Source organism: Actinomadura sp. B10D3, assembly GCF_039871695.1.
GTDB lineage: Bacteria > Actinomycetota > Actinomycetes > Streptosporangiales > Streptosporangiaceae > Spirillospora > Spirillospora madurae.
Genome location: NZ_JBDPLY010000004.1, coordinates 177,168 through 199,052 on the forward strand (window position 1 = coordinate 177,168; position 21,885 = coordinate 199,052).

Below are 21,885 nucleotides of genomic sequence, written 5' to 3' on the forward strand. Positions count from 1 at the left end.
CATGAGAAAATACGGAGCGACAACTCCACTTGTCAACGGAAGGCCGCGATGACATCACCGCCGTCCGGCAGGCCCCTGCGCGCGGACGCTCAACGCAACCGCGCGAAGGTCCTGGCCGCGGCCGAGGAGGTCTTCGCCGTCCAGGGGACCTCGGCCTCCACCGAGGAGGTCGCCCGGAAGGCCGGGGTCGGGATCGGGACGGTGTTCCGGCACTTCCCGACCAAGGAGTCGCTGCTGGAGGCGGTCCTCGTCGCGCTGCTGGAGCGGCTCGCGGCCGAGGCGGAGGACCTGCGCGCCGCCGGCGACCCCGGCGCCGCGTTCTTCGGCTTCTTCTCACGGGTCGTCGCGCAGGCGGCGGCCAAGCAGGCCGTCACCGAGGCGCTGGCGGAGGCGGGCGTCGACGCCCGCGCGGCCACCGGCCGGGCGGGGCCCGGGCTGAAGGCGGCCCTCGGCGTCCTGCTCGAACGCGCGCAGAAGGCCGGCGCCGTCCGCGCGGACGTCGGTCCCGGCGAGGTCATGGCGCTGCTGGCCGGGATGTCCTACGCGGCCGGCCGCGCCGGCGCCCGCGACGACCTGCTGCGGATCGCCTTCGACGGCCTGCGGCCGCACAACGGCCGGGCCTCCGCGCCTCCCGCCCCCGCGTCATGACGCCAGTTCCGCCGGGAGCGACTCCCGGTGCAGGACGGTGAGGGATGTGACGGCGCGGGTGAGCACGACGTAGAGGCGGGCCAGGCCGCGCTCCTCCGCGGCGGCGATGGCGGCGGGCTCCGCGACGATGACGTGGTCGTACTCCAGGCCCTTGGCGAGCGTCGCCGGGACGACGAGCAGCCGTCCGGTGCCGTCGGAGGCGGCGCCGAGGACCTCGTGCTCCAGCCCGGCCGCCTCCAGCGCCGCCGCGAGCGCCGCGGCCCGCGCGTCCGGGACGATCAGCCCGACCGAGCCGGCGCGGGCGAGGGCCTCGCGGGAGGCCTCGGCGGCGGCCGCGGCGAGGTCGGGGACGCGGCGCACGTTCAGCGCGCCGGCGCCGGGGCGCAGCGAGCGCGGCCGCTCCAGGCCGGGCGCGATGTGCGGGAGCAGCCGGGCGGCGAAGTCGAGGACGGTCCCCGGGACGCGGAAGCCGAGGGCCAGCTCGGTGACCTCCCCGTCCTGCCCGAGGTGGGCGAGGACCTCCTTCCACGACCGCGCCGACCACGGGGTGGTGCCCTGTGCGAGGTCGCCGAGGACGGTCGCCGAGCCCGTCGCGCAGCGGCGTCCCAGGGCCCGCAGCTGCATCGCGGAGAGGTCCTGCGCCTCGTCGACGACCAGGTGGCCGAGCGAGGCGGTGCGCTCGATGAGGTCGTTCAGCTCGTCCAGCAGGGCCCGGTCGGCGGCGGTCCACCTGGCCGACCGGTGCGAGCGGGCGGGTCTCTCCCACAGGATCGCGGCCTGCTCGTCCGCGTCCAGGACGCCCTTCGCGGCCCTGGCCAAGAACTCCGCGTCCGACAGCAGCCGGTGCAGCACCTGCTCGGCGGTCACCTTCGGCCACACCGCGTCGAGCACCTGCTTGACGGGCCCGGTGCGCGCGACCTGGTCCTGGACGCGGTCGTCGGGCGCCTCGCCGCGCCGTTCCATCCGGACGAGGATCTGGTGGGCGAGCCGCTGCGCGAAGACCGCGCGCCCGGAGCCGTACCGGGTCGTGCCGCGCAGGCCGGCGGCGATCTCGCGGACCTCGTGGTCGGCGAGCCGGTAACGGGCGGCGCCCCGGGTGACGACGAGGCCCTCCTCGGGCTTGCGGACGTTCAGCCACAGCGCCCTGCTGAGCACGCCGGCCATCCGCGCGTCGCCCTTGGCGGCGGCGACGGCCGGGGGCTCCTCGCCCAGCGGCTCGCCGAGCAGGTCGTCGATCGTGGCCTGCTCGACCTTGACCTCGCCGAGCGCGGGCAGCACCGCCGAGATGTAGGCGAGGAACGCCCGGTTCGGCCCGACGATGAGGACGCCCGACCGCGACAGCCGCTCCCGGTGCGTGAAGAGCAGGTAGGCGGCGCGGTGCAGGCCGACGGCCGTCTTGCCGGTGCCGGGGGCGCCCTGCACGCACACGGTCGCAGGCAGGTCGGCGCGGACGATCACGTCCTGCTCCGGCTGGATGGTGGCGACGATGTCGCGCATCGGCCCGGTGCGGGGCCGCTCGATCTCCTCGGTGAGGATCCGGGACGGGCCGAGGTCGCCGCCGTCCAGGGGCTCGTCCTCGAACGCGGTCAGCTCGCCGGCCTGGAACCCGAAGCGGCGCCGCAGCCGCCAGCCCATCGGGTCGGCCGGCCCGGCCTGGTAGAACGCCCGCGACACGGGGGCGCGCCAGTCCAGGACGAGCGGGCTGCCGTCGGCGCCGTCGTGGACGTGCCGCCGCCCCACGTACATGACGGCCGGCAGGTCGGGGCCGCCGTCGCCGTCGAGGTCCATCCGGCCGAAGAACAGCGGGGCGTCCGGGTGGTCGGCGAGGGCGGCGACCCGCTGGTCGAGCAGCGACTCCAGGAACTGCCGGGACACCCAGTCGGCGGCGACGTCGGCGGTGAGGCTCTGCGCGTGCTCGCGCATCCGGCGCAGCGCCGCGCGCGACTCGACGAGGTGAGCGCGCTCCGCGGCGAGGACGGCGGACTCGCTGGGTTCGGCGGGCTCGGCGGGCATGCGGGCAGACCTCCGGCGGCGAGGTGGAAGAGGGCGAACCCACGACCTTACCGGACCCACCCTCGGGACGGCTCGCAAGCCGCGGCGGAGTGGACGACGCGCGGGGCGGACGGCGCTGCGCCTTGCCGTCCGGGGCCGGGCTGTGTGACCTTGAGCGGCATGGTGACACTCACCGGGCGGTCGGCGTTGGTCACGGGAGCCTCGTCCGGCATCGGGGCCGTCGTCGCCGAGGCGCTCGCCGCCGCCGGGGCGCGGGTCGGGCTGGTCGCGCGGCGCAAGGACAGGCTGGAGCAGGTCCTCGCGCGCTGCCGCGGGCGCTCCCCCGACTCGGCCATGTGGACGGCCGACCTCTCCGACCTGGACGCGATCCCCGACCTCGCCGCGGACGTCGAGCGCGCGTTCGGCGGCGTCGACGTGCTGGTGAACAACGCGGCGATGCCGAAGCGTCGCCGCGTCCAGGACCTCACCTCCGCCGAGGTCGAGGACGTGATGCGGCTCGACTACCTGTCCCCGGTGCGGCTGACGCTCGCCCTGCTGCCCGGCATGGTCGCGCGCGGCCGCGGCCACCTGGTGGCGATGGGCTCGGTCGCGGCGCGGCTCGGGCCGCCGCACGAGGCCGCCTACGGCGCGGCCAAGGCGGCCCTCACGGCGTTCTGGGAGAGCATGGCGGTCGACCTGGACGGGACGGGCGTGCAGGCCCACGTGATCCAGCCCGCGCTGATCGCCGGCACGGAGCTGTTCACCCTGCCGGGCAACGAGGAGCCGCTGAGCGACGTCTCGGACGCCCTGCCGCCGCGGGAGGTGGCCGACGCCGTCCTCGGCGTCCTGGAGAGCGGGCGGTTCGAGCGGTACGTGCCGGACTGGTTCGCCGAGATGGCGTCGGGCAAGGCCGCCGACGTCGACGCGTTCGTCGCGGGGGTCAAGGAGTGGACCCGCGAGCGGCTGGAGCCCCCGGCGCCCTGACCCTGCCGCCCGCCTCGGCGCCCCGTTGCCGCCGCCCTCGCCCGTCAGTAGGGTGTGGAACCCCTGGTGACCCACATCACACGAGCCGCGAGGTGCGATGGCCGCTGCAGAGGGCCTGCTGGTCCGTGACGTGACGGTCCGGTACGGTCGGCTGACGGCCGTCGACGGCGCCGGGCTCACCGCGCCGCCCGGCACGGTGACCGGCCTGATCGGCCCGAACGGCGCCGGCAAGACGACGCTCTGCGACGTCATCACGGGCCTGCGGCGGCCGGTGGCGGGCACCGTCCACCTGGGCGGCGCCGACCTCACCGGCAGCGCGGCGCGCGAGCGGGCCCGGCGCGGCATCGCCCGCACGTTCCAGCGGCCCCGGCGGACCGGGACCTCGACCGTCCGGGAGACCGTGCGCGCCGCCGCGGCGAAACACGCGATGACCCGCGGGTATCCGGGACGGACCGCGCGCGACCGGTGGCGCTTCCGGTGGGACGCCCGCCGGGACGCGGCCGGGCGCGCCGACGCGCTCCTCGCCCGGGTCGGCATCGAGGAGTACGCCGGGGAGAGCGCGCGCTCGGTGCCGCCCGGCGTGGCGCGGCTCGCGGACCTGGCGCGGGCCCTCGCCACCGAGCCGGCCGTCCTGCTGCTGGACGAGCCGTGGGAGGGCCTGCCCGAGCGGAACGCCCGCGCCCTGGAGGTGCTGCTGCGCGACCTGGCGGCCGAGGGCCTCACGATCCTGCTCGCCGGGCACGAACTGGAGCCGGTGCTCGGCGTCTGCGACGCCCTCCACGTCCTGGACGGCGGCAGGGTGATCGCGGCGGGCGCGCCCGCGGAGGTCCGCGCCGACCCCCGGGTGAGGGACGCCTACCGGGAGGGGACGCCCGTCACCAGGTGTCGATCCACCGGCGGGGACGGTCCGGAGGCGGCGGGGCCTCGGCCAGCACGGCGGTGATCCAGCGGCGGGTGTCGGCGGGATCGATCACGTCGTCCAGCTCGAAGACCGTGGCGGCGTGCAGCGCCTCGCCGTACTCGTAGGCGGCGGCGACCATCTCCTCGAAGAGGGCCCGCGGATCGTCGGCGGCCTCCAGCTCCTTGCGGTACCCGAGCCGGACGGCGCCCTCCAGCCCCATGCCGCCGATCTCGCCGGTGGGCCACGCGAGGGTCGCGAGCGGCGCCTTGAACCCGCCGCCCGCCATGGCCTGCGCGCCGAGCCCGTAGCCCTTGCGGAGGACGATCGTGATGATCGGTACGCTGAGGTTCGCGCCGGTCACGAACAGCCGGCCGAAGTGCCGCACGGTGGCGGTCTTCTCCGCGTCGGGGCCGACCATGAAGCCGGGGGTGTCGCACAGCGACACGACCGGGAGGCCGTGCGCGTCGCACAGCTGGAGGAACCGGGCGGCCTTGTCGGCGGCGTCGCGGTCGATCGCGCCGCCTAGGTGCGCCGGGTTGCTGGCGATCAGGCCCATCGGGCGGCCCTCGACCCGGACCAGCGCGGTGATGATCCCGACGCCGAAGGCGCGGCGCAGTTCCAGTACCGAGCCGCGGTCGGCGAGGTGGGCGACCGCGCGCCGGACGTCGTAGGCGCGCAGCCGGTTCTCCGGGACGACGTGCCGCAGGATCCGCTGGTCGTCGCACTCCCAGCCGTCCGCCGGCCCGCGGAAGTAGGAGAGGTGGCGGCGGGCGGCGGCGACGGCCTCCGCCTCGTCCTCCACGACGATGTCGACGACGCCGTTGGGCTCCTGGTCGCCGATCGGGCCGATCTCCTCGGGGGCGAACACGCCGAGGCCGCCGCCCTCGATCATGGCGGGGCCGCCCATGCCGATGTTGGCGTCCCGGGTCGCGATGATGACGTCGCAGCAGCCGAGGAGGGCCGCGTTGCCGGCGAAGCAGCGCCCGTTCGCGATGCCGACGGACGGGACGACGCCGCTGAGGCGCCCCATGGCGTGGAACGTCGTGACGTCCAGGCCGGAGATGGCGGAGGTGTCGGTATCACCGGGACGGCCCCCGCCGCCCTCGGCGAACAGCACCAGCGGCAGGCGGCGGCGGTGCGCGATGTCGAGCATCCGGTCGGTCTTGCGGTGGTTCTGGTGGCCCTGCGTCCCGGCCAGGACCGTGTAGTCGTAGGACATGACGACCGCCTGCGCGCCGTCGATCTCCCCGATGCCGCAGACCATGCCGTCGGCGGGGGTGCGCTCGATCAGGTCGTCCAGGGACCGGCGCCGCCGCTGCGCGGCGATGGCGAGGGCGCCGTACTCGGTGAACGTGCCCGCGTCGCACAGGTCGCCGATGTTCTCCCGCGCGGTGCGGTGGCCTCGCGCGTGCCGCTTCGCGACCGCCTCGGGCCGGGCGGCGTCGAGGCCGGCCTCGTGCCGGCGCAGCGTCTCGGCGAGGTCGGCGCGGATCAGGTCGAGGTCGGCCCGGGCGTCCTCGGCGGCGTGGTCCCCGTCCGCCTCGGCGGGCTCGGCGAACAGCAGCGGCGCGCCCTCGGCGACGGTGTCGCCGGGCGCGGCGGCGAGGGCCCGCACGATGCCGGGCTCTTCGGCGCGCACGACGTGCTCCATCTTCATGGCCTCGAGGATCAGCACGGGCGTCCCGGACCGGACGAGGTCGCCCTCCGCCACCTCGACGCTCACGACCGTCCCCTGCGTCGGGGCGGCGACGGCGACCGTGCCGGGAGGGGCGTCCGGGGCGGTCGCGGCCTCCGGCTCGGCCGCGTCCGGGGCCGTCTCGACGTAGTAGCGGCGGTGCTCGCTCTTCAGAAGCTCGGGCAGGTGATCGGCGATGAAGGACGTGTCGGCGCCGCCGGCCGTGAAGCCGGGGTGGCGCAGGACGCCCTGCAGGAGCGGGATGCTGGTCTCCACGCCCGCGATCTCGAACTCGCCGAGCGCGCCGTGCGCGCGGACGGCCGCGGACGGGAGGTCCTCCGCCCGGGCGACGACCTTGGCCAGCAGCGGGTCGTAGCGCAGGCTCGTGCGGTAGCCCGCGTAGCCGCAGGTGTCGACGCGGACACCGGGCCCCGACGGGGGCGCGAACGCGGTCAGCGTCCCCGCCCGGGGCCGCGGCGCGCCGTCCGCACCGATCGTCTCGGCGTTGACCCGCACCTGGACGGCGCAGCCCGACGCCGGCGGCGGGCCGGCCAGGCCGACGCCCGCGAGGTCCTCCCCCAGCGCGAGCCTGATCTGCGTCTTCACCAGGTCGACGCCCGTGATCTCCTCGGTGACGGTGTGCTCGACCTGGAGCCGCGGGTTGGCCTCCAGGAACCAGAACTCCGCGCCGTCGACGAGGAACTCGAAGGTGCCGAGGCCGTCGTAGCGGACCTGCCCGGCCATCCGCAGCACCGCGTCCAGCAGCGCGTCCCGGAGGCCGGCGGGCAGCGCGGGCGCGGGCGCGACCTCGATCAGCTTCTGGTGGCGCCGCTGGACGCTGCAGTCGCGCTCCCACAGGTGGGTGACCGCGCCGGTGCCGTCTCCGGCGATCTGGACCTCGACGTGGCGGGCGTGCGGCACGTACTTCTCGGCGAACAGGTCGCCGGTGCCGGACGAGGCGAGCGCCTCCGACCGGCACCGCTCGTAGGCCGCGGCCACGCCGGCGGGATCGGCGACGGCGCGCATGCCGCGCCCGCCGCCGCCCGCGAGGGCCTTGAGCATGACGGGACCGTGCTCGCGGGCGAACGCCTCGGCGTCCGCCACGCTCACCGCGCCGCCCGTGCCGGGCAGCACGGGCACGCCCGCCGCGCGCGCCGGCTCCCGGGACCGTGCCTTGTCGCCGAACAGCTCCAGCAGCTCCGGGCGGGGTCCGGTGAACGTCAGCCCGGCGGAGGCGCAGCGCGCCGCGAACTCCGCGTTCTCGCTCAGGAACCCGTATCCGGGGTGGACGGCCGTGGCGCCGGTCTCCTTCGCGGCGGCGATGAGCGCGTCGGCGTCCAGGTAGCCGGCGACGCCCTCGCCCGGCAGGATCCGGACCTCGTCGGCGCGGCGGGCGTGCAGGGAGCCGGTGTCGTCGCGGGTGTGCACGGCGACCGTCCGCAGGCCCAGCTCCGCCGCCGCCCGCACGATCCGCAGCGCGATCTCTCCCCGGTTCGCCACAAGGATCCCGCCCACCCGGCCTCCCCACCTCGCCTCAGCCGCCGAGCCCTCACTCTAGGGAGCGACCGCGCCGGCGACGAGGTCCCGGTGGGCGCGAATGATCTCGGCGTAGCGGTGCCCGCTGTCCTTGATCACGCGTTTCTGCGTGGCGAAGTCGACGTGGACGAGCCCGAACCGCTGGGCGTACCCGTACGCCCATTCGAAGTTGTCCAGCAGCGACCACGCGAAGTAGCCGTCCAGCGGGACGCCCCCGCGGATCGCCGCCGCGCACGCCGACAGGTGCGCCTCCAGGTAGGCGGTCCGCTCGGCGTCGTGGACGGCCCCGCCGGGCGTCACGGTGTCGCGGTAGGCCGACCCGTTCTCGGTGACCATGATGCTGCGCGGCGCGTACTCGGCGGTGACGCGCAGCAGGATCCGCTCCAGCCGGTCCGGGTGGATCTCCCAGTCCATGCCGGTGCGCGGCGTCCCCGCCGGGGTGATCTGCCGGGCCCGCGGCGGCGGGCCGGCGGGGTCGGCGACGTTCACCGACCGGCGGTAGTAGTTGACGCCGAGCCAGTCCAGCGGCGCGGCGATCGCCTCCAGGTCGCCGGGGCGCACCGGCGGCTCGACCCCGTACTCCCCGATCATGTCGGCGGGCAGCCCGCGGCCGTGGAGCGGGTCGAGCCACCAGCGGTTGTGGTGGCCGTCCTCGCGCCGCGCCGCCGCCACGTCCTCGTCCCGGTCGCTGCCCGGCTCGCAGTCGGTGAGCAGGTTGACGATGCCGACGCGGGCGCCCGGGGCGGCGGCGCGGACGGCCTGCGCGCCGAGGCCGTGCGCGAGCAGCAGGTGGTAGGAGGCGGGGACCGCCGCGCGGACGTCGGCGACGCCCGGCGCCATCACCGCCCGCAGGTGCCCGAGCCAGGCCGCGCAGACCGGCTCGTTGAGCGTCGTCCACGAGGCCACGCGGTCGCCGAGCGCGGCGGCGACGACCGAGGCGTACTCGGCGAACCGCTCGGCGGTGTCGCGGGACGGCCAGCCGCCGCGGTCCTGGAGCGCCTGCGGCAGGTCCCAGTGGTAGAGGGTCGGGTGCGGCTCGATCCCGGCCTCCAGCAGCGCGTCCACCAGCCGGTCGTAGAAGGCGAGGCCGGCGGCCGGGTTTTTGCCCTTGGCCCCGGCGGAGGCGAGCGCGGCCGGGACGAACCGCTGCGCGCCGCCGACCTCGGCCATCGTCGCGGAGTCGAACGGCAGCAGCCCGCCGGTCGCCTGCAGGGACGCCGACCAGGTGTTGCCGATGTTGAGGACGTCCGGTCCCTGGCCGGAGGTGGTGGCGGCGAGGATCCGGTTGAGCAGGTCGGTCCAGGGGACGACCTCCAGCTTGACCTCGATGCCGGTCCGCTTCTCGAACTTGGCCAGCTCGGGGTTCAGCACCTTCTGGTCGGCGGCGATGTCGGTGCCCTGGTTGCTGGCCCAGTACGTCAGCGTCTTCGGGTCGCCGTCGCCGCCGCCGGAGGCCGTCCCGCCACCACAGGCCGCGGCGGCGGCGAGCAGCACGGCGGAGGCCAGCACCGCGGCAGGCCGCAGGACGCGGGCCCGGGGCCGCCGGCGGGGACGGGCGTGTGCGCCCGCGAGGTGGGATGACGCATCGGCTCGGCCTTCCGGTCAGAGTGACGGGGATCACTCGGAGAGTTAGATCACCCCTTATTTCACGGCGTGATCTAAGCAGTGACATAATGGCCGGGTCAAGACCTGAGAACCTGCGGGGGACGCGGCCGGCCGGGCCGCGCGAGAGGGGGGCCGATGCCGGAACGGCGCCGGAGGACCGTGCGCGACCTGCGCCGCACCAACCGCTCGGTGCTGCTGCGGCGGCTGTACTTCGATGGGCCGCTCAGCCGCCAGGACCTGGCGCGCGAGACCGGGCTCAGCCCCGCCTCCGTCAGCAACGTGGTGAGCGAGCTGATCGAGGCCGGGCTGGTGGTGGAGGCGGGCAGCGTCGAGTCCGACGGGGGCAGGCCGCGCGTGCTGCTGAAGACCGCGGCCGGATACGGCCACCTCGTCGGCGTGGACGTCGGCGAGACCCGGGTCATGGTCGAGCTGTTCGACCTGGAGCTGACCCAGCTCGCCAAGGCCGACCTGCCGCTCGGGGACGGCGGGCACGACGAGCGCGCCGTCGTGCGGCACATCCTCGACGGCCTCCCCGCGGTGATCGAGGGGGCGTCGGTCGACCCCGCGTCCATCATCGGCGTCGGGGTGGGCGTCCCCGGCGTGATCGAGCACGGCCCCGAGGCGGTCGTGCACTGCCAGACCATCGGCTGGGACGGCGTGCCGCTGGAGCGGATGCTGCGCGAGGGCATGGGCGGCCGGCGCCCCGATCTGCCGCTGTTCGTCGACAACGGCGCGACCTCGCTCGGCCAGGCCGAGATGTGGTTCGGCGCCGGCCGCGGGCACCGCAACGCCGTCATCGCGCTGATCGGGTCCGGCGTCGGCGCCGCCGTGATGATCGACGGCTCGCCGTACCGGGGCGCGGCGGGCAGTGCGGGCGAGTGGGGGCACACCACGTCCCGGGTGGGCGGCGCGCCGTGCCGGTGCGGCTCGCGCGGCTGCCTGGAGTCCTACGTCGGCGCGACGGCCCTGCTGGAGCGGTACCGGGCGGCGGGCGGCCCGGCCGGGACGGACGAGGAGGCGGCCCTCGCCGGGCTGCTGGCCGACCCGTCGGACACGGCGGCGGCCCTGCGCGACGAGATCGCCGAGCACCTCGGAGCGGGCATCGCCGACCTGGTCAACCTGTTCAGCCCCGAGAAGATCATCATCGGCGGGTGGGCCGGCCTGCTGATCGGCGGCCGGATGCTGGACCGGGTCGTGGCGGCCACCGCCGCGTACGCGCTGCGGCAGCCGTTCGCGCAGACCGCGATCGAGCTGTGCCACCTCGGCCCGGAGGCCGTCGCGGTCGGCGCGGCCACCCTCCCGCTCGCCCACCTGCTCGACCGCGGCGGCGACCCGGCGGGGGCGCGATAGCCCGGCCGGGGGCCCGCGGGGGATAATGGGCGCCCAGCCCGACACCCTGGAGGAACGACGCCCATGGGCACCGCCGGCCGTTCCGTGCGCGAGTCCCTGCTGGACGCCGCCGCCCGCCTGCTCGTGGAGCGCGGGTACCGGGCCGTCCGCATGCAGGACGTCGCGTCCGCCGCCGGGGTGAGCCGGCAGACCGTCTACAACGAGTTCGGCGACAAGTGGGGCCTGGCGCAGGCGGTCGTGCTGCGCGACAACGAGCGCTACCTCGACGGCATCGACGCGGTGCTGTCCGAGCACGACGACCTGTACTCGGCGGTGGTCGCGGCGGTGACGTTCACGCTGGAGATGTCGGCGGACGACCAGCTGGCGAAGGCGGTGCTGACCGGCGCGGGCGGTGACGAGATGCTCCCGCTGCTCACGACCCAGGCCGAGCCGGTGCTGTTCACGGCGAGCGCGCGCATCGCCGAGCACGCCCTGCGCCAGTGGCCGCACCTGGACCGCGAGGCGCTCACCGAGGTCGCGGACGCGGCGGTGCGGCTGACGATGAGCCACATCATGCTGCCGTCCGGCCCGCCGGAGGCCCTCGCCCACTTCGTCGCCCGCATGGCGACCCGGTACGTGGCCGCCTCCGAGGACCCCGCGAAAACGCCTGGCCCATAAGCGGTCTCCCGCGCTACCGTCTGAACCGCCTCGCGGCTGCTGAACCCGAGGACCGAGCGGGGCCGCAACGCCCGCTCCCCCGCCGTCGCGCCCTTCCGCGCGGACGGCTCTTCCTGCGCGCATCGGCGCGCCCCCAGCAGCCATGAAGGATCTCGCGAATGCCCGCACGCCAAGACCACCGGCTCGTCCGCACGGGCGAGCACTGGTGCTCCCTCCCCAACCCCTCCGACGTCCCGGTCGACATCTGCGCGAACGATGACGTCCCCCTGGAGCCCGCCGCCGTGGACGAGGCGCTGGCGCTCCTGGAGACCGCCGACACCCTGGAACGCCTCGCCGAGGCGACCCCCGGCTACGACGGCCCCGCGCCGCGCATCACCCGCGCCGCCCTCACCCCCGACCTCCACAAGGGCGCCGGCATCCCGATCGGCACGGTCCTGGAGACCGAGCACGCGCTGCTGCCCCAGGCGGTCGGCAACGACATCAACTGCGGCATGCGGCTGGAGGTGACCACCCTGCGCGCCGGCAGCGTCCGGCCGCGGCTGGACGCGCTGGAGCGGCGGCTGCGCCACCTGTTCTTCGAGGGCGGGCGCCGGATCGCCCTCACCCCCGCCCAGCGAGAGGGGCTCCTGCGCGACGGCCTGCCCGGCCTGCTGCTCACCGGCGAGGCGCGCTGGCCCGGTCTGCGCCCCGAGGACGCCGAGGACGGCCTGGACCGCGTGCACGCCTCCGCCTACCCCGCCGGGACGGCCGAGGCGTTCGCCGACTGGGTCGGCGGCGCGGGCGGCGCCAGCCACGACAGCGTCATCGGCGGGATCGGCGGCGGGAACCACTTCGCCGAACTGCAGTACGTCGCCGAGGTGCACGACGCCGCCGCGGCGCACGCGTGGGGCCTGGCCCCCGGCACGATCGTGACGATGGTGCACAGCGGGTCACTGTCGCTCGGGCACCAGGCCAACGCGACCGCGCTGGACCGCCTCCGCGCCGCCTGGCCCGCCGGGCTCCCCCGTCCCCGCAACGGGATCATGCCATTCCTGCTGGACGAGCGCTCCGAACCGCTCCGGCGCGCGTATCTCGACGCGTTCGGCAACGCCGCCAACTTCGCGGTCGGCAACCGGTTCTTCCTCGCGCTCACGATGCGCGCCGGGCTCGCCGCCGAGTGCGGCGACATGGCGTCCCGGCTGCTGTACGACGCGCCCCACAACCTGTTCTGGCGGGACGGGGACCGGGTCGTACACCGCAAGGGCGCGACCCCGGCGGGCGGGTACGCCGAGATGGCGGGCGGCCCCTACGCGATGTGGGGCGAGCCGGTCATCGTGCCCGGTTCGATGGGGGCGTCGAGCTTCGTCCTGCGCGGGCACGGGGACCCGCGCACGCTCGCCAGCGCGTGCCACGGCGCGGGCCGCCGGGTGCCGCGCGGCGCGTCCGCCCGCGGCGGCGACGCCGAGCTCGACGCGTTCCTGCGCGAGTTCCGGGTCGTGACGCCGCTCGACCACCGCAGCCCGGTGGTGGCGCGGCGGTCCGACGTGATGGCGGCGTGGCGGCGCGACCTCAAGCAGGAGGCGCCGTGGGCGTACAAGGACATCGGCCCGGTGGTGTCGAGCCTGCGGGGCGGTGGCGTCGCGACCCCGGTCGCCGAGCTGCGCCCGCTGCTCACCGTCAAGGGATGACCGCCTGGAGGTGGACGACCTTGACGGCCGTCATCTCGTCGAGCAACTCGGGCCCGAAGCCGAACCCGTGGCCGCTGGCGCGGCGCGGGGTGGCGGCTCCGCCGGGCGCGCCGCCGAACACCGCGTTGATCTTGACCGTGCCGGCGTTCAGCGCGCGCCAGGCGGCCTGGGCGTGCGCCATGTCGCGGGTGAGGACGGTCGCCGCGAGGCCGTAGCGGGAGCGCCGCGCGGCGTCCAGGGCCTGCTCGAACGAGGCCGCGGTGCGGACGGGCGCGACGGGGCCGAAGGTCTCCTCCGCCATGACCTCCATGCGGTCGGTGCAGCCGGCGAGGACGGTGGCGGGGTAGAACGACCCGGACCCGGCGGGGATGCGCGCGCCGGTGAGGGCGCGCGCGCCGTCGGCGAGGGCCTTCTCGACCTGCTGGTGGACCTTCGTGCGGTGCCGCTCGTCGACGAGGGGCCCGAGCTCGGTGGTCACGTCCGCGCCCGGTCCCATGCGCAGGTTCCTGGCGCGGTCGGCGAGCGCCTCCAGGAAGGGCTCCGCGACGGCCTCGTGCACGTAGACGCGCTCGACGGAGGTGCAGATCTGCCCGGCGTTGGCGAAGCAGCCGAGGGCCGCCTGCTCCGCGGCCCACGACGGGTCGACGCCGGCGTCGACGACCAGCGGGTCGGCGCCGCCGTTCTCCAGCAGGGTCCGCGCGCCGGTCCGCGCGGCCAGCTCGGCGACGCGGCGGCCCGCGCGGGTGGAGCCGACGTGCGCGACGACGTCCACGTCCGGGTGCCCGGCGAGCGCCTCCCCGAGCGCGGCGCCGCCGGTCACCAGGTTCAGGACGCCGTCCGGCAGGCATCCGGCGAGCAGCTCGGCGAGCAGGGCGCCGGTGTGGGGCGTCCGCTCGTACGGCTTGTGCACGACCGTGTTGCCCGTCACCACCGCCGCGCCGACGAGCCCGCAGGCGATGGCGACGGGGTCGTTCCACGGCGTGATGACGGCCGCGACGCCGAGCGGCTCGCGGGTCATGAAGTCGGCGGCGTCCCGCCCGCCCTGCAGGCTGCGCCCGCCGTGCAGCGGCCCCAGCTCGGCGTACTGGCGCAGCGTGCCGATCCCGGCCTCGATTCCGCCGAGCGCGTCGCCGGACGGCTTGCCCATCTCCGCGGTGACCAGCGCGGCCAGCTCGCCCATGCGCTCCTCGACCGCCCGCGAGGCGGCGTGCAGGGCCGCGCCCCGCTCGGCGGCGGGGACGGCGGCCCAGCCCGGAGCCGCGTCGCGCGCCGCCGCCACGGCGGCCTCCGCCTCGGCCGCGGTGGACGCGGCCACCACGCCGAGCGGCTCGCCGGTCGCCGGGTCGGTCACCGTGAACACCTCGTCCCCGCCGCCCTGGCTCCACCGGCCGCCGGTCAGCGTCCACCTGTCGCGCGGTCGCATTGCGCTCCCTCCAGACTCGCCTGTCGCGTGTCGCCTACCCGCGAGCGGGGTCTTCAATGACCACCCGCGTCAGTGACCACTTACTCCGACCGGCTACCGTGGGGCGCACGCGAGAGTTCCGAGGGAGGCGCGGTGGACTTCGACCTGCCGGAGAGCGCGGCCGCGGTGCGCGAGGGCGTGCTGGCGATCGCCGGGAAGTACGACCAGGACTACTGGGGCCGCTGCGACGCGGACAAACGCTGGCCCGAGGAGGTCTGGCGCGAGCTGGTCGCCGGCGGCTGGCACGCCCTGGCGGTCCCGGAGGAGCACGGCGGCGGCGGGCAGGGGCTGCTGGAGCTGGCGGTCGCCCTGGAGGCCCTGGCCGAGGGCGGCGCGGGCGGCGCCGCGTCCTTCATGTACCTGCTGACGCCGGCGTTCGGCGGGCTCACGATCGCCCGGCACGGCACCGCCGAGCAGAAGCGCGAGTTCCTGCCGCGGATCGCCTCCGGCGAGATCGAGACCTGCTTCGCCATCACCGAGCCCGACGCCGGCAGCAACTCCATCGCCATCTCCACCCAGGCCCGCCGCGACGGCGACTCCTTCGTCGTCAGCGGCCAGAAGATCTGGATCTCCGGGGTGGAGCGCGCCGACCACCTCGTCCTGGTCACCCGGACGACCCCCGCGGCCGAGGCGCGTCCACGCACGTCCGGCTTCACCGTCCTGCTGGTGGACATCAAGCAGGCCGTCGCCGGCGGCACGCTGACCTACCGCCCGATCCCCAAGCTCGGCACCAACACCGTGGCATCCAGCATGGTCTTCCTGGACGGTGTCCGCGTGCCCGCCGACCGGGTCCTCGGCGAAGTCGACCAGGGGTTCGCCGTGTTGTGGGACATCCTCAACCCCGAGCGGATCCTGGCCGCGGCGGGCGGCGTCGGGTCCGGTGGACTGGTGCTGAAGATCGCCTGCGAGTACGCCGCCGAGCGGGCGCCGTTCGGCACGCCGATCGGCGCCCACCAGGGCATCGCGTTCCCGCTCGCGCGGATCAAGGCGCAGCTGGAGCTGGCCCGGCTGATGACCTACAAGGCCGCCTGGCTGTGGGACCGGGGCCGCCCCTGCGGCTCGGAGGCCAACATCGCCAAGCTCACCGCCGCGGACGCCGCCTGGCAGGCCGCCGACCGCGCGTTCCAGACCCACGGCGGCATGGCGTACTCGCTGGAGTACCCGGTCGCCCGGATGTTCCGCGACGCCCGCATCGCCAAGAACATCCCGGTGGCCGAGGAACTCGTCCTCGCCCACATCGCCCAGCACGAGCTGGGCCTCCCCAAGTCGTACTGACCGCTAGGGCCGGGACCGCGCGGCCCGGTGGGGGAGCCGGTGCTGGCGGAACCGGTCGGCGCGTGCGCCCGCTAGTCGTAGACGGAGCGGTAGTACTGCATCGCGCCGTGGTGCAGGGGCACGTGCCCGGTGCCGATCGCATAGCGCTCGTCCAACGACCGGCCCGGTAGGCGCGCAGGGTCGAGCTCGTTCCGGGCTTCGAAGAGGGTCCTGGTGACCATGAACGCCAGATCGTCGGAAAGCGCCGCCCGGCACAGCAGGTAGCTGGCCGTCCCGACGGTGGGAACCGCCTCCTTGAGACCGTACGGGCCGGCCGGGATGGACGCGTCCTCGTAGACGGCACCGTGCCCGGACGTCAGCGCCGGGACCTCTTCGTCCAGCCGGACCAGCCGGATCGGCGTGCCGCTCTTCACGAAACGGACGACCGCAGGGGTCGGCACGTCGCCCGACCAGAAACAGGCGTCGATCCTCTTCGAACGGAGGGCGTGGAGCGAGGGGACGAGGCGCATCTCCAGGGTGCGAGGAGGGGCGGCGAGGCCGGCGCCTTCCAGCACGCGCCCGGCGGTCAGCGAGGTACCCGAGCCATGGGCACCGATCGACACCGTACGGCCTGCCAGGTCCTCCATCCGCTCGATCCCGGAGTCCTCGCGCACGATCAGGTGCACGTAGTTCAGGTACATGCGAGCGAGGGCGGCCACGGAGCCCCGGTCGAGCTGGTCCTGAGCGGAGTCGGAGAGCACGAAGGCCAGATCGGCGCGGGCTTCCGGGCGGGGGTCCGCGAGCATGTCGAGGTTATGCCGGCCGGCGTCGGTCCTGCGCACCGTGACGTGCAGGCCGCGATGCTCGAGCTGATCCGCGAAGAGCTGCCCGAGCGTGTAGTAGGCGCCGCCCTCCTCCCCCGTGGCGAGCGTGATCACGGAGTCGCCGGCGATGTCCCCGCAGCCCGCCATGGTGGTCGCGGCGGCGGCCAGGAGCAGCGTCCTGCGGGATAGGCGCATACAGGTAACGCTATGTGACCCACCCGTCAGTGCTCCCGGGAAGGCGGAGGGCTTTACCCGGACTGTGCGCGGCCGGACTCAGCCGAACTCGGGCGGGCGCTTCTCGCGGATCGCCGCGACGCCCTCCCGCACGTCCGGGCCGGTGAACCCGAAGAACTCCATCGCCAGGGACGCGTCGAACGTCGGCCCGGCCAGCCGCAGCCAGTTGTTCAGCGCGTGCTTGGTGAACGACAGGGCCTCGGCGGGACCGGCGGCGAGCCGGCCCGCGATCTCCAGGGCGCGCTCGTGCACCTCGTCGTCGTCCACGCAGAGGGAGACCAGGCCGATCCGCTCGGCCTCCTCACCGGTGAGGACGTCGTTGAGCAGCAGGTAGTACTTGGCCTTGGCCATCCCGCACAGCAGCGGCCACACGATCGCCGCGTGGTCGCCCGCGGCCACGCCCAGCCGCACGTGCCCATCGATGATCTTGGCGGTGCGGCCGGCGACGGAGATGTCGGCCAGCAGCGCCACCGCCAGGCCGGCGCCCACCGCCGGGCCCTGCACGGCGCTCACCACCGGCTTGGAGCAGTTCACCACGTTCATCACGATGTCGCGCGCCTCGCGCATGATCCGGCGGCGGGCGGCATGGCCGGTCATCATCTCCTCGATCATGGCGATGTCCCCGCCGGCGGAGAACGCCGTCCCCTCCCCCCGCACGACGATCGCGCGCACGCCGTCGTCGGCGTCCGCGTCCCGCCAGATCTCGGCGAGCTCGCGGTGCCCGACCGTGTCGACCGCGTTCAGCTTGCCCGGCGTGCTGATGGTGACCCGCAGGACCCCGTCCGCCGCCCAGTCGATCCTCAGCCGCTCATAGGCGTCATACCGGCTCATGCCGCACTCCCCTGCCGCGCGTGATCGTCGAAGGCCGCGCGCAATCGTCGCACGGCGAACTCCATCGCCTCGGCACCGGCATCGAAGATCTCGGCGAGCAGGAAGAAGGAGTGCACGACGCCGTCGTAGCGGCGCGCCTCCACCGGGACGCCGGCCGCGGCGAGGCGGTCCGCGTACGCCTCGCCCTCGTCGCGCAGGATGTCGTACTCGGCGGTGATGACGGTGGCGGGCGCCGCGCCGGACAGGTCGGGGGCGCGCAGCGGGGCGAGCCGGGGATCGGACGGGTCGGCGCCCGCCCGGTAGAGGTCCATGAACCGGGCGAGCGTTCCGGCGTCCAGCCCGTACCCGCCGCCGTACTCCCGCCAGCTCGGGGTGTCCATCGCGGTGTCGGTCACCGGGTAGACGAGCAGCTGGTGGACGAGCGGCGTGCCCCGGTCGCGGGCCATCAGCGCGACGGCCGCGGCGAGGTTCCCGCCGGCGCTGTCGCCGGCCACCGCGAGGGCCCCCGGCAGGACGCCGTAGGCGCCCGGCTCGCGCGCCGCCGACGCGACGACCGCGAAGGCGTCGTCCACGGCGGCGGGGAACGGGTGCTCGGGGGCCAGCCGGTAGCCGACGCTCAGCACGGCGCACCCCACTTCCGCGGCGAGGTCGCGGCAGGCCGCGTCCACGTCGTCGACGCCGCCGAGCACCCAGCCGCCGCCGTGCAGGTAGACGACCGCCGGCAGCGGTCCCCGCTCGGGCGGGGCCGGACGGTACAGGCGCACCGGCACCGGCCCGCCGGGACCCGGCACCGTGAGGTCGCGGACCTGCGCGAGCTCCCGCCGGACGGCGGGGAACGCCGCGCCGATCCGCGCCCGCATCTCCTCGATCGTGGGCTCGGCGCCGGCGTCCCGGCCCCGGGGCGGGGCCGTCCACGAGGCGAGCAGCTCCAGGAAGCGCGCGGTCTGCGGATGTAAGGGCATGCGGCGGCCTCCGGTGGACGGGTATGCGGCGGAATCTACCGGAACGCCTTCCCCCGGAACCGGGCCGCCAACCGCGGGTCAGCGGCCGGCGGCCTCGGCGACCAGGGCCTCGAACAGGCGCCGGTCGTCGCCCTCCTCGGGGTGCCACTGGACGGCCAGGCCGAACCGGTGCCCCTGCAACTCCACGGCCTCGACGACCTGGTCCTCGGCCCACGCGACGGCGGACAGGCCCTTGCCGAGCCGGCCGACGGCCTGGTGGTGGTAGGCGGGGACCGCGGCGGCGTCGCCGAGGATCTTGCCGACCAGGCTGGTCGCGCTGATCTGCACCGGGTGCGAGCCGACGATCCCGGTCTCCGGGGCGTGGCCCTTGTGCCCCACCGCCTCCGGGAGGTGCTGGATGAGGGTGCCGCCGCGCGCCACGTTCAGCACCTGCATGCCCCGGCAGATCGCCAGGAACGGCAGGTCGGCCTGGACGACGGCGCGGGCGAGCGCCAGCTCGAACCGGTCGCGCTGCGGCTGCGGCGGCCCGGTCTCGAAATGCCGGGCGGCGCCGTACAGGTCGGGGTCGAGGTCTCCGCCGCCGGCCAGCACGACGCCGTCCAGACGCGACACCAGGGTCTCCACGCCGCGCAGGGTCGAGGCGGGCGGCAGCAGGACCGGGATGCCGCCGGCCCGTTCGACCGACCGCGCGTACGGCACCGGCAGCAGCGCGGCCTCGCGCACCCAGACGCCCCAGCGGGCCGGCTCCTGGTAGGTGGTGATGCCGATGAGCGGCGGCGCGCCGTCACCGGGTGCGGGGCGCGGGGCCCCGCGGGCGGTCTCGGACATGCGTGTTCCCCCTCTGCTGAGCACTGGCCACGGGACGCCTTCCGATATGGGTGATTCGCCCCCCTTTGGCTGCACCTCATGGTGCCTCACCCGCCCCCTCGGACCGTCCCGCCCCCGGCCTTCTCCCGGCCAGCTTGCCGCACGGCCCGGATCTTCGCAGTCGGAACTGGCGGGGACCAGGCCCTGGGACGCGCGATGCGGAGGCCGGTCCCGGCCACGCGGACCGGAGAATCGCCAAATCTTCCACCCTGGACCGAATTCGTCCACCAGCGGGAGACGGATCTCTACCGGGACGCCGAACCATTCGGCAATACCGATCAGTATGCCTACGCGCCCCCGCCACTCTCCGGTGACCAGTGCGGAGAGATTGCTCACTCTTCGTGACGTCTGCCTGCTCCCCGGGGGTCTCGTGCTTGAGCAATCGTGAAGCCCGCTGCGAGAATCTCACCAAGCCGGGCACCCGACCTGCCGCGATCGCCGGTGCCCGCCTTCGACATCCAGGGAGCGTGCCGGTCATGTCACCGGAACAGCGGATCCTCAAGGAGTGCCTGGCCCGGCTCGACGCCGATCCGGCGGGCGCGATGAACTACTTCTACGGGCGCCTGTTCACGGCGGAACCTCGGTTACGGGCGCTGTTCCCGCCCGCGATGGGCCGCCAGCACGACCGGTTCTTCGAGGCGCTCACCCGGCTCGTCTCCGGCCAGGACCACCCGGAGGAGCTCGCCGCCCATCTCGAACGCCTCGGCCGCGGCCACCGCAAGTACGGGGTGCTGGCCGAGCACTACCCGGCCGTCGAGGCCGCGCTGACCGCCACGCTCCGCGCCTTCGCCGGCGGCGCCTGGACCGCCGAGGCCGAGGACGCCTGGCGCACCGCCTACCGGTCCGCCGCCGACACCATGATCCGCGCCGCGGACCGGGACGCGCGGGACGCCCCGCCCTGGTGGGTCGCCGAAGTCGTGGAGCACGACCGCCGCGCCCCCGACCTCGCGGTGCTGACGCTGCGCCCCGAGCGGCCGCTGCCGTTCGCCGCCGGGCAGCACGTGCCGGTCCAGACGGCCCGCTGGCCCCGGGTCTGGCGGCGGTACTCGATCGCGAACGCGCCCCGCCCGGACGGGCTGCTCCGCCTGCACGTCCGGGCCCATCCCGCCGGGTGGGTGAGCGGCGCCCTCGTCCGGCACACCGGGCCCGGCGACACGCTGCTGCTGGGCCCGCCCGACGGCGGGATGACGCTCGACCCCGGCTCGGACCGGCCGCTGCTGCTGGCCGGCGGCGGCACCGGCCTCGCCCCGGTGAAGGCGCTCGCCGAGCAGGCCATCGCCTCCGGCCGCGACTGCGACGTCCACCTCCTCGTGGCCGCCCGGCACGCGACCGGCCTGTACGACCTGCCGGAACTGCGGCTGCTGGAGTCCCACCACCCCCGGCTGCGGGTCGTCCCCGTCCTGTCGCGCGGCGCGGCGGCCGACGGCCTGAGCGGCCTGAGCGGCCGGGTGCCGGACGTCCTGCCCCGCCTCCTGGACGGCGCCCGCGGCGACGAGCACGAGGCCTACGTGGCCGGGCCCGTCCCGATGGTCCGCGAAACGGTCACCGCGCTGCAGAGCCTCGGCGTACCGCTGGCCCGCATCCGCCATGACCTCCTCGCCGCCGGCGGCTGACGCCCGAGGGGTCACCAGCCGGCGCGCTCGCGCAGGAAGTCGGCCGTCGCCCGGTCCGCCGGGTAGAACGACTCGATCGCCAGCTCCGCCACCGTGATGTCGACCGGCGTCCCGAAGGTCGCGATGGTGCTGAAGAACGACAGCTCGCGGCCCTCCAGCCGCATCCGCAGCGGCACGAACACCTCGTGGCCGGCGGGCGGCGCGATCGCCTCCCCCACGTCCCCGGGGAAGCTCCGCAGCTCCTTGTAGAGCTGGGCGAGCGCCGCGTCCGCCGTCAGCGCCACGTGCCGCCGCACCCGGTCGATCATGTGCGCCCGCCACTCGGCCAGGTTCAGGATGTTCCTGGCCATCCCGTCGGGGTGCATGCTGAGCCGCAGCACGTTCAGCGGCGGCTCCAGCAGCTCCGGCGGCGCGCCCTCCATGAAGAACGCCGCCGCGCCGTTGGCGTCGATCAGGTTCCAGAACCGGTCGACGACCACGGCCGGGTAGGGCTCGTGCCCCTCCAGGACCTGCCGCAGGGCCGCGCGGACCGTGTCCATTTTCGGCTCCTCGATCGGCGTCTCGTCGAAGACCGGCGCGTACCCGGCCGCCACCAGCAGCAGGTTGCGGTCGCGCAGCGGCACGTCCAGGTGCTCGGCGAGCCGCAGCACCATCTCCCGGCTCGGCGCCGACCGGCCCGTCTCCACGAAGCTCAGGTGCCGGGTCGACACGTCCGCCTCCGACGCCAGCTCCAGCTGGCTGAGCCTGCGCCGCTGCCGCCAGGCCCGAAGCTGCTCCCCGATCGGTCTCACGTCGCTCAACGCCGTCGTCATCGTGGTCACGT

The 21,885-nt window shown here is 75.3% G+C and carries 17 protein-coding genes; 8 read left to right on the forward strand and 9 right to left on the reverse strand.

Going from position 1 to position 21,885, the window contains the following annotated elements; genetic code table 11:
• Positions 1–48 precede the first annotated feature (48 nt).
• Entirely contained in the window at positions 49–648 is a 600-nt protein-coding gene (locus ABGB11_RS09305; protein ID WP_347630888.1) for a helix-turn-helix domain-containing protein, read from the forward strand.
• On the opposite strand, the gene ABGB11_RS09310 is transcribed toward ABGB11_RS09305, so the two are convergent.
• The gene (locus tag ABGB11_RS09310; RefSeq protein ID WP_347630890.1) at positions 643–2,661 is read right to left on the reverse strand and encodes an AAA family ATPase; all 2,019 of its coding nucleotides are present in this window, start codon (positions 2,659–2,661) and stop codon (positions 643–645) included. The two genes, ABGB11_RS09305 and ABGB11_RS09310, sit on opposite strands and share 6 nt — an antisense overlap.
• Positions 2,662–2,820: 159 nt before the next feature.
• Here ABGB11_RS09310 and ABGB11_RS09315 point away from each other — a divergent pair, with 159 nt between their 5' ends.
• Together ABGB11_RS09315 and ABGB11_RS09320 are read left to right on the forward strand one after the other, a co-directional pair.
• Entirely contained in the window at positions 2,821–3,624 is an 804-nt protein-coding gene (locus ABGB11_RS09315; RefSeq protein ID WP_347630892.1) for an SDR family NAD(P)-dependent oxidoreductase, read from the forward strand.
• Positions 3,625–3,721: 97 nt separating this feature from the next.
• On the forward strand, positions 3,722–4,567 hold the full coding sequence (locus ABGB11_RS09320; RefSeq protein ID WP_347630894.1) for an ATP-binding cassette domain-containing protein: 846 nt from the start codon (positions 3,722–3,724) through the stop codon (positions 4,565–4,567).
• Here the strand turns inward: ABGB11_RS09320 and ABGB11_RS09325 are convergent.
• Both ABGB11_RS09325 and ABGB11_RS09330 read right to left on the reverse strand, forming a co-directional pair.
• Entirely contained in the window at positions 4,500–7,715 is a 3,216-nt protein-coding gene (locus ABGB11_RS09325) for a carboxyl transferase domain-containing protein (protein ID WP_347630896.1), read from the reverse strand. The two genes, ABGB11_RS09320 and ABGB11_RS09325, sit on opposite strands and share 68 nt — an antisense overlap.
• 39 nt (positions 7,716–7,754) lie before the next feature.
• Positions 7,755–9,245: a family 1 glycosylhydrolase gene (locus ABGB11_RS09330; RefSeq protein ID WP_347630898.1), complete on the reverse strand. Its 1,491-nt coding sequence runs from the start codon at positions 9,243–9,245 to the stop codon at positions 7,755–7,757.
• A 231-nt stretch (positions 9,246–9,476) separates the two neighbouring features.
• On the opposite strand from ABGB11_RS09330, the gene ABGB11_RS09335 reads away from it, so the two are divergent.
• The 3 genes from ABGB11_RS09335 (at position 9,477) to ABGB11_RS09345 (ending at position 13,015) form a co-directional block, all read left to right on the forward strand.
• Positions 9,477–10,691, forward strand: coding sequence for an ROK family transcriptional regulator (locus tag ABGB11_RS09335; protein ID WP_347630900.1), 1,215 nt, complete (start codon positions 9,477–9,479; stop codon positions 10,689–10,691).
• 63 nt (positions 10,692–10,754) lie between these two features.
• The gene (locus ABGB11_RS09340) at positions 10,755–11,348 is read left to right on the forward strand and encodes a TetR family transcriptional regulator (protein WP_347630902.1); all 594 of its coding nucleotides are present in this window, start codon (positions 10,755–10,757) and stop codon (positions 11,346–11,348) included.
• A gap of 158 nt (positions 11,349–11,506) precedes the next feature.
• Positions 11,507–13,015, forward strand: a complete 1,509-nt coding sequence (locus ABGB11_RS09345; RefSeq protein WP_347630904.1) for an RtcB family protein — start codon at positions 11,507–11,509, stop codon at positions 13,013–13,015.
• Here the strand turns inward: ABGB11_RS09345 and ABGB11_RS09350 are convergent.
• Entirely contained in the window at positions 13,005–14,438 is a 1,434-nt protein-coding gene (locus ABGB11_RS09350; RefSeq protein ID WP_347630906.1) for an aldehyde dehydrogenase family protein, read from the reverse strand. The genes ABGB11_RS09345 and ABGB11_RS09350 overlap by 11 nt on opposite strands.
• Positions 14,439–14,570: 132 nt before the next feature.
• Here ABGB11_RS09350 and ABGB11_RS09355 point away from each other — a divergent pair, with 132 nt between their 5' ends.
• Positions 14,571–15,752 carry an acyl-CoA dehydrogenase family protein gene (locus tag ABGB11_RS09355; RefSeq protein WP_347630908.1) on the forward strand — a complete coding sequence of 394 codons (1,182 nt, stop codon included), beginning with the start codon at positions 14,571–14,573 and terminating at the stop codon, positions 15,750–15,752.
• A 71-nt stretch (positions 15,753–15,823) separates the two neighbouring features.
• Here ABGB11_RS09355 and ABGB11_RS09360 read toward each other — a convergent pair whose 3' ends face one another.
• The 4 genes from ABGB11_RS09360 to ABGB11_RS09375 form a co-directional block, all read right to left on the reverse strand.
• Positions 15,824–16,750 carry a TAXI family TRAP transporter solute-binding subunit gene (locus ABGB11_RS09360; protein ID WP_347630910.1) on the reverse strand — a complete coding sequence of 309 codons (927 nt, stop codon included), beginning with the start codon at positions 16,748–16,750 and terminating at the stop codon, positions 15,824–15,826.
• 78 nt (positions 16,751–16,828) lie between these two features.
• The gene (locus ABGB11_RS09365; protein WP_347630912.1) at positions 16,829–17,620 is read right to left on the reverse strand and encodes an enoyl-CoA hydratase/isomerase family protein; all 792 of its coding nucleotides are present in this window, start codon (positions 17,618–17,620) and stop codon (positions 16,829–16,831) included.
• Complete coding sequence (locus ABGB11_RS09370) at positions 17,617–18,582, reverse strand: alpha/beta hydrolase (RefSeq protein ID WP_347630914.1); 966 nt, start codon at positions 18,580–18,582, stop codon at positions 17,617–17,619. The genes ABGB11_RS09365 and ABGB11_RS09370 overlap by 4 nt, the downstream gene beginning before the upstream one ends.
• 78 nt (positions 18,583–18,660) lie before the next feature.
• Positions 18,661–19,410 (reverse strand): gamma-glutamyl-gamma-aminobutyrate hydrolase family protein, encoded by a 750-nt coding sequence (locus ABGB11_RS09375; protein WP_347630916.1) that lies wholly within the window; start codon positions 19,408–19,410, stop codon positions 18,661–18,663.
• 515 nt (positions 19,411–19,925) lie between these two features.
• On the opposite strand from ABGB11_RS09375, the gene ABGB11_RS09380 reads away from it, so the two are divergent.
• The gene (locus ABGB11_RS09380; protein WP_347630918.1) at positions 19,926–21,062 is read left to right on the forward strand and encodes a globin domain-containing protein; all 1,137 of its coding nucleotides are present in this window, start codon (positions 19,926–19,928) and stop codon (positions 21,060–21,062) included.
• 11 nt (positions 21,063–21,073) lie between these two features.
• Here the strand turns inward: ABGB11_RS09380 and ABGB11_RS09385 are convergent, their stop codons facing one another.
• The gene (locus tag ABGB11_RS09385) at positions 21,074–21,874 is read right to left on the reverse strand and encodes a helix-turn-helix transcriptional regulator (RefSeq protein WP_347631318.1); all 801 of its coding nucleotides are present in this window, start codon (positions 21,872–21,874) and stop codon (positions 21,074–21,076) included.
• Positions 21,875–21,885 lie beyond the last annotated feature (11 nt).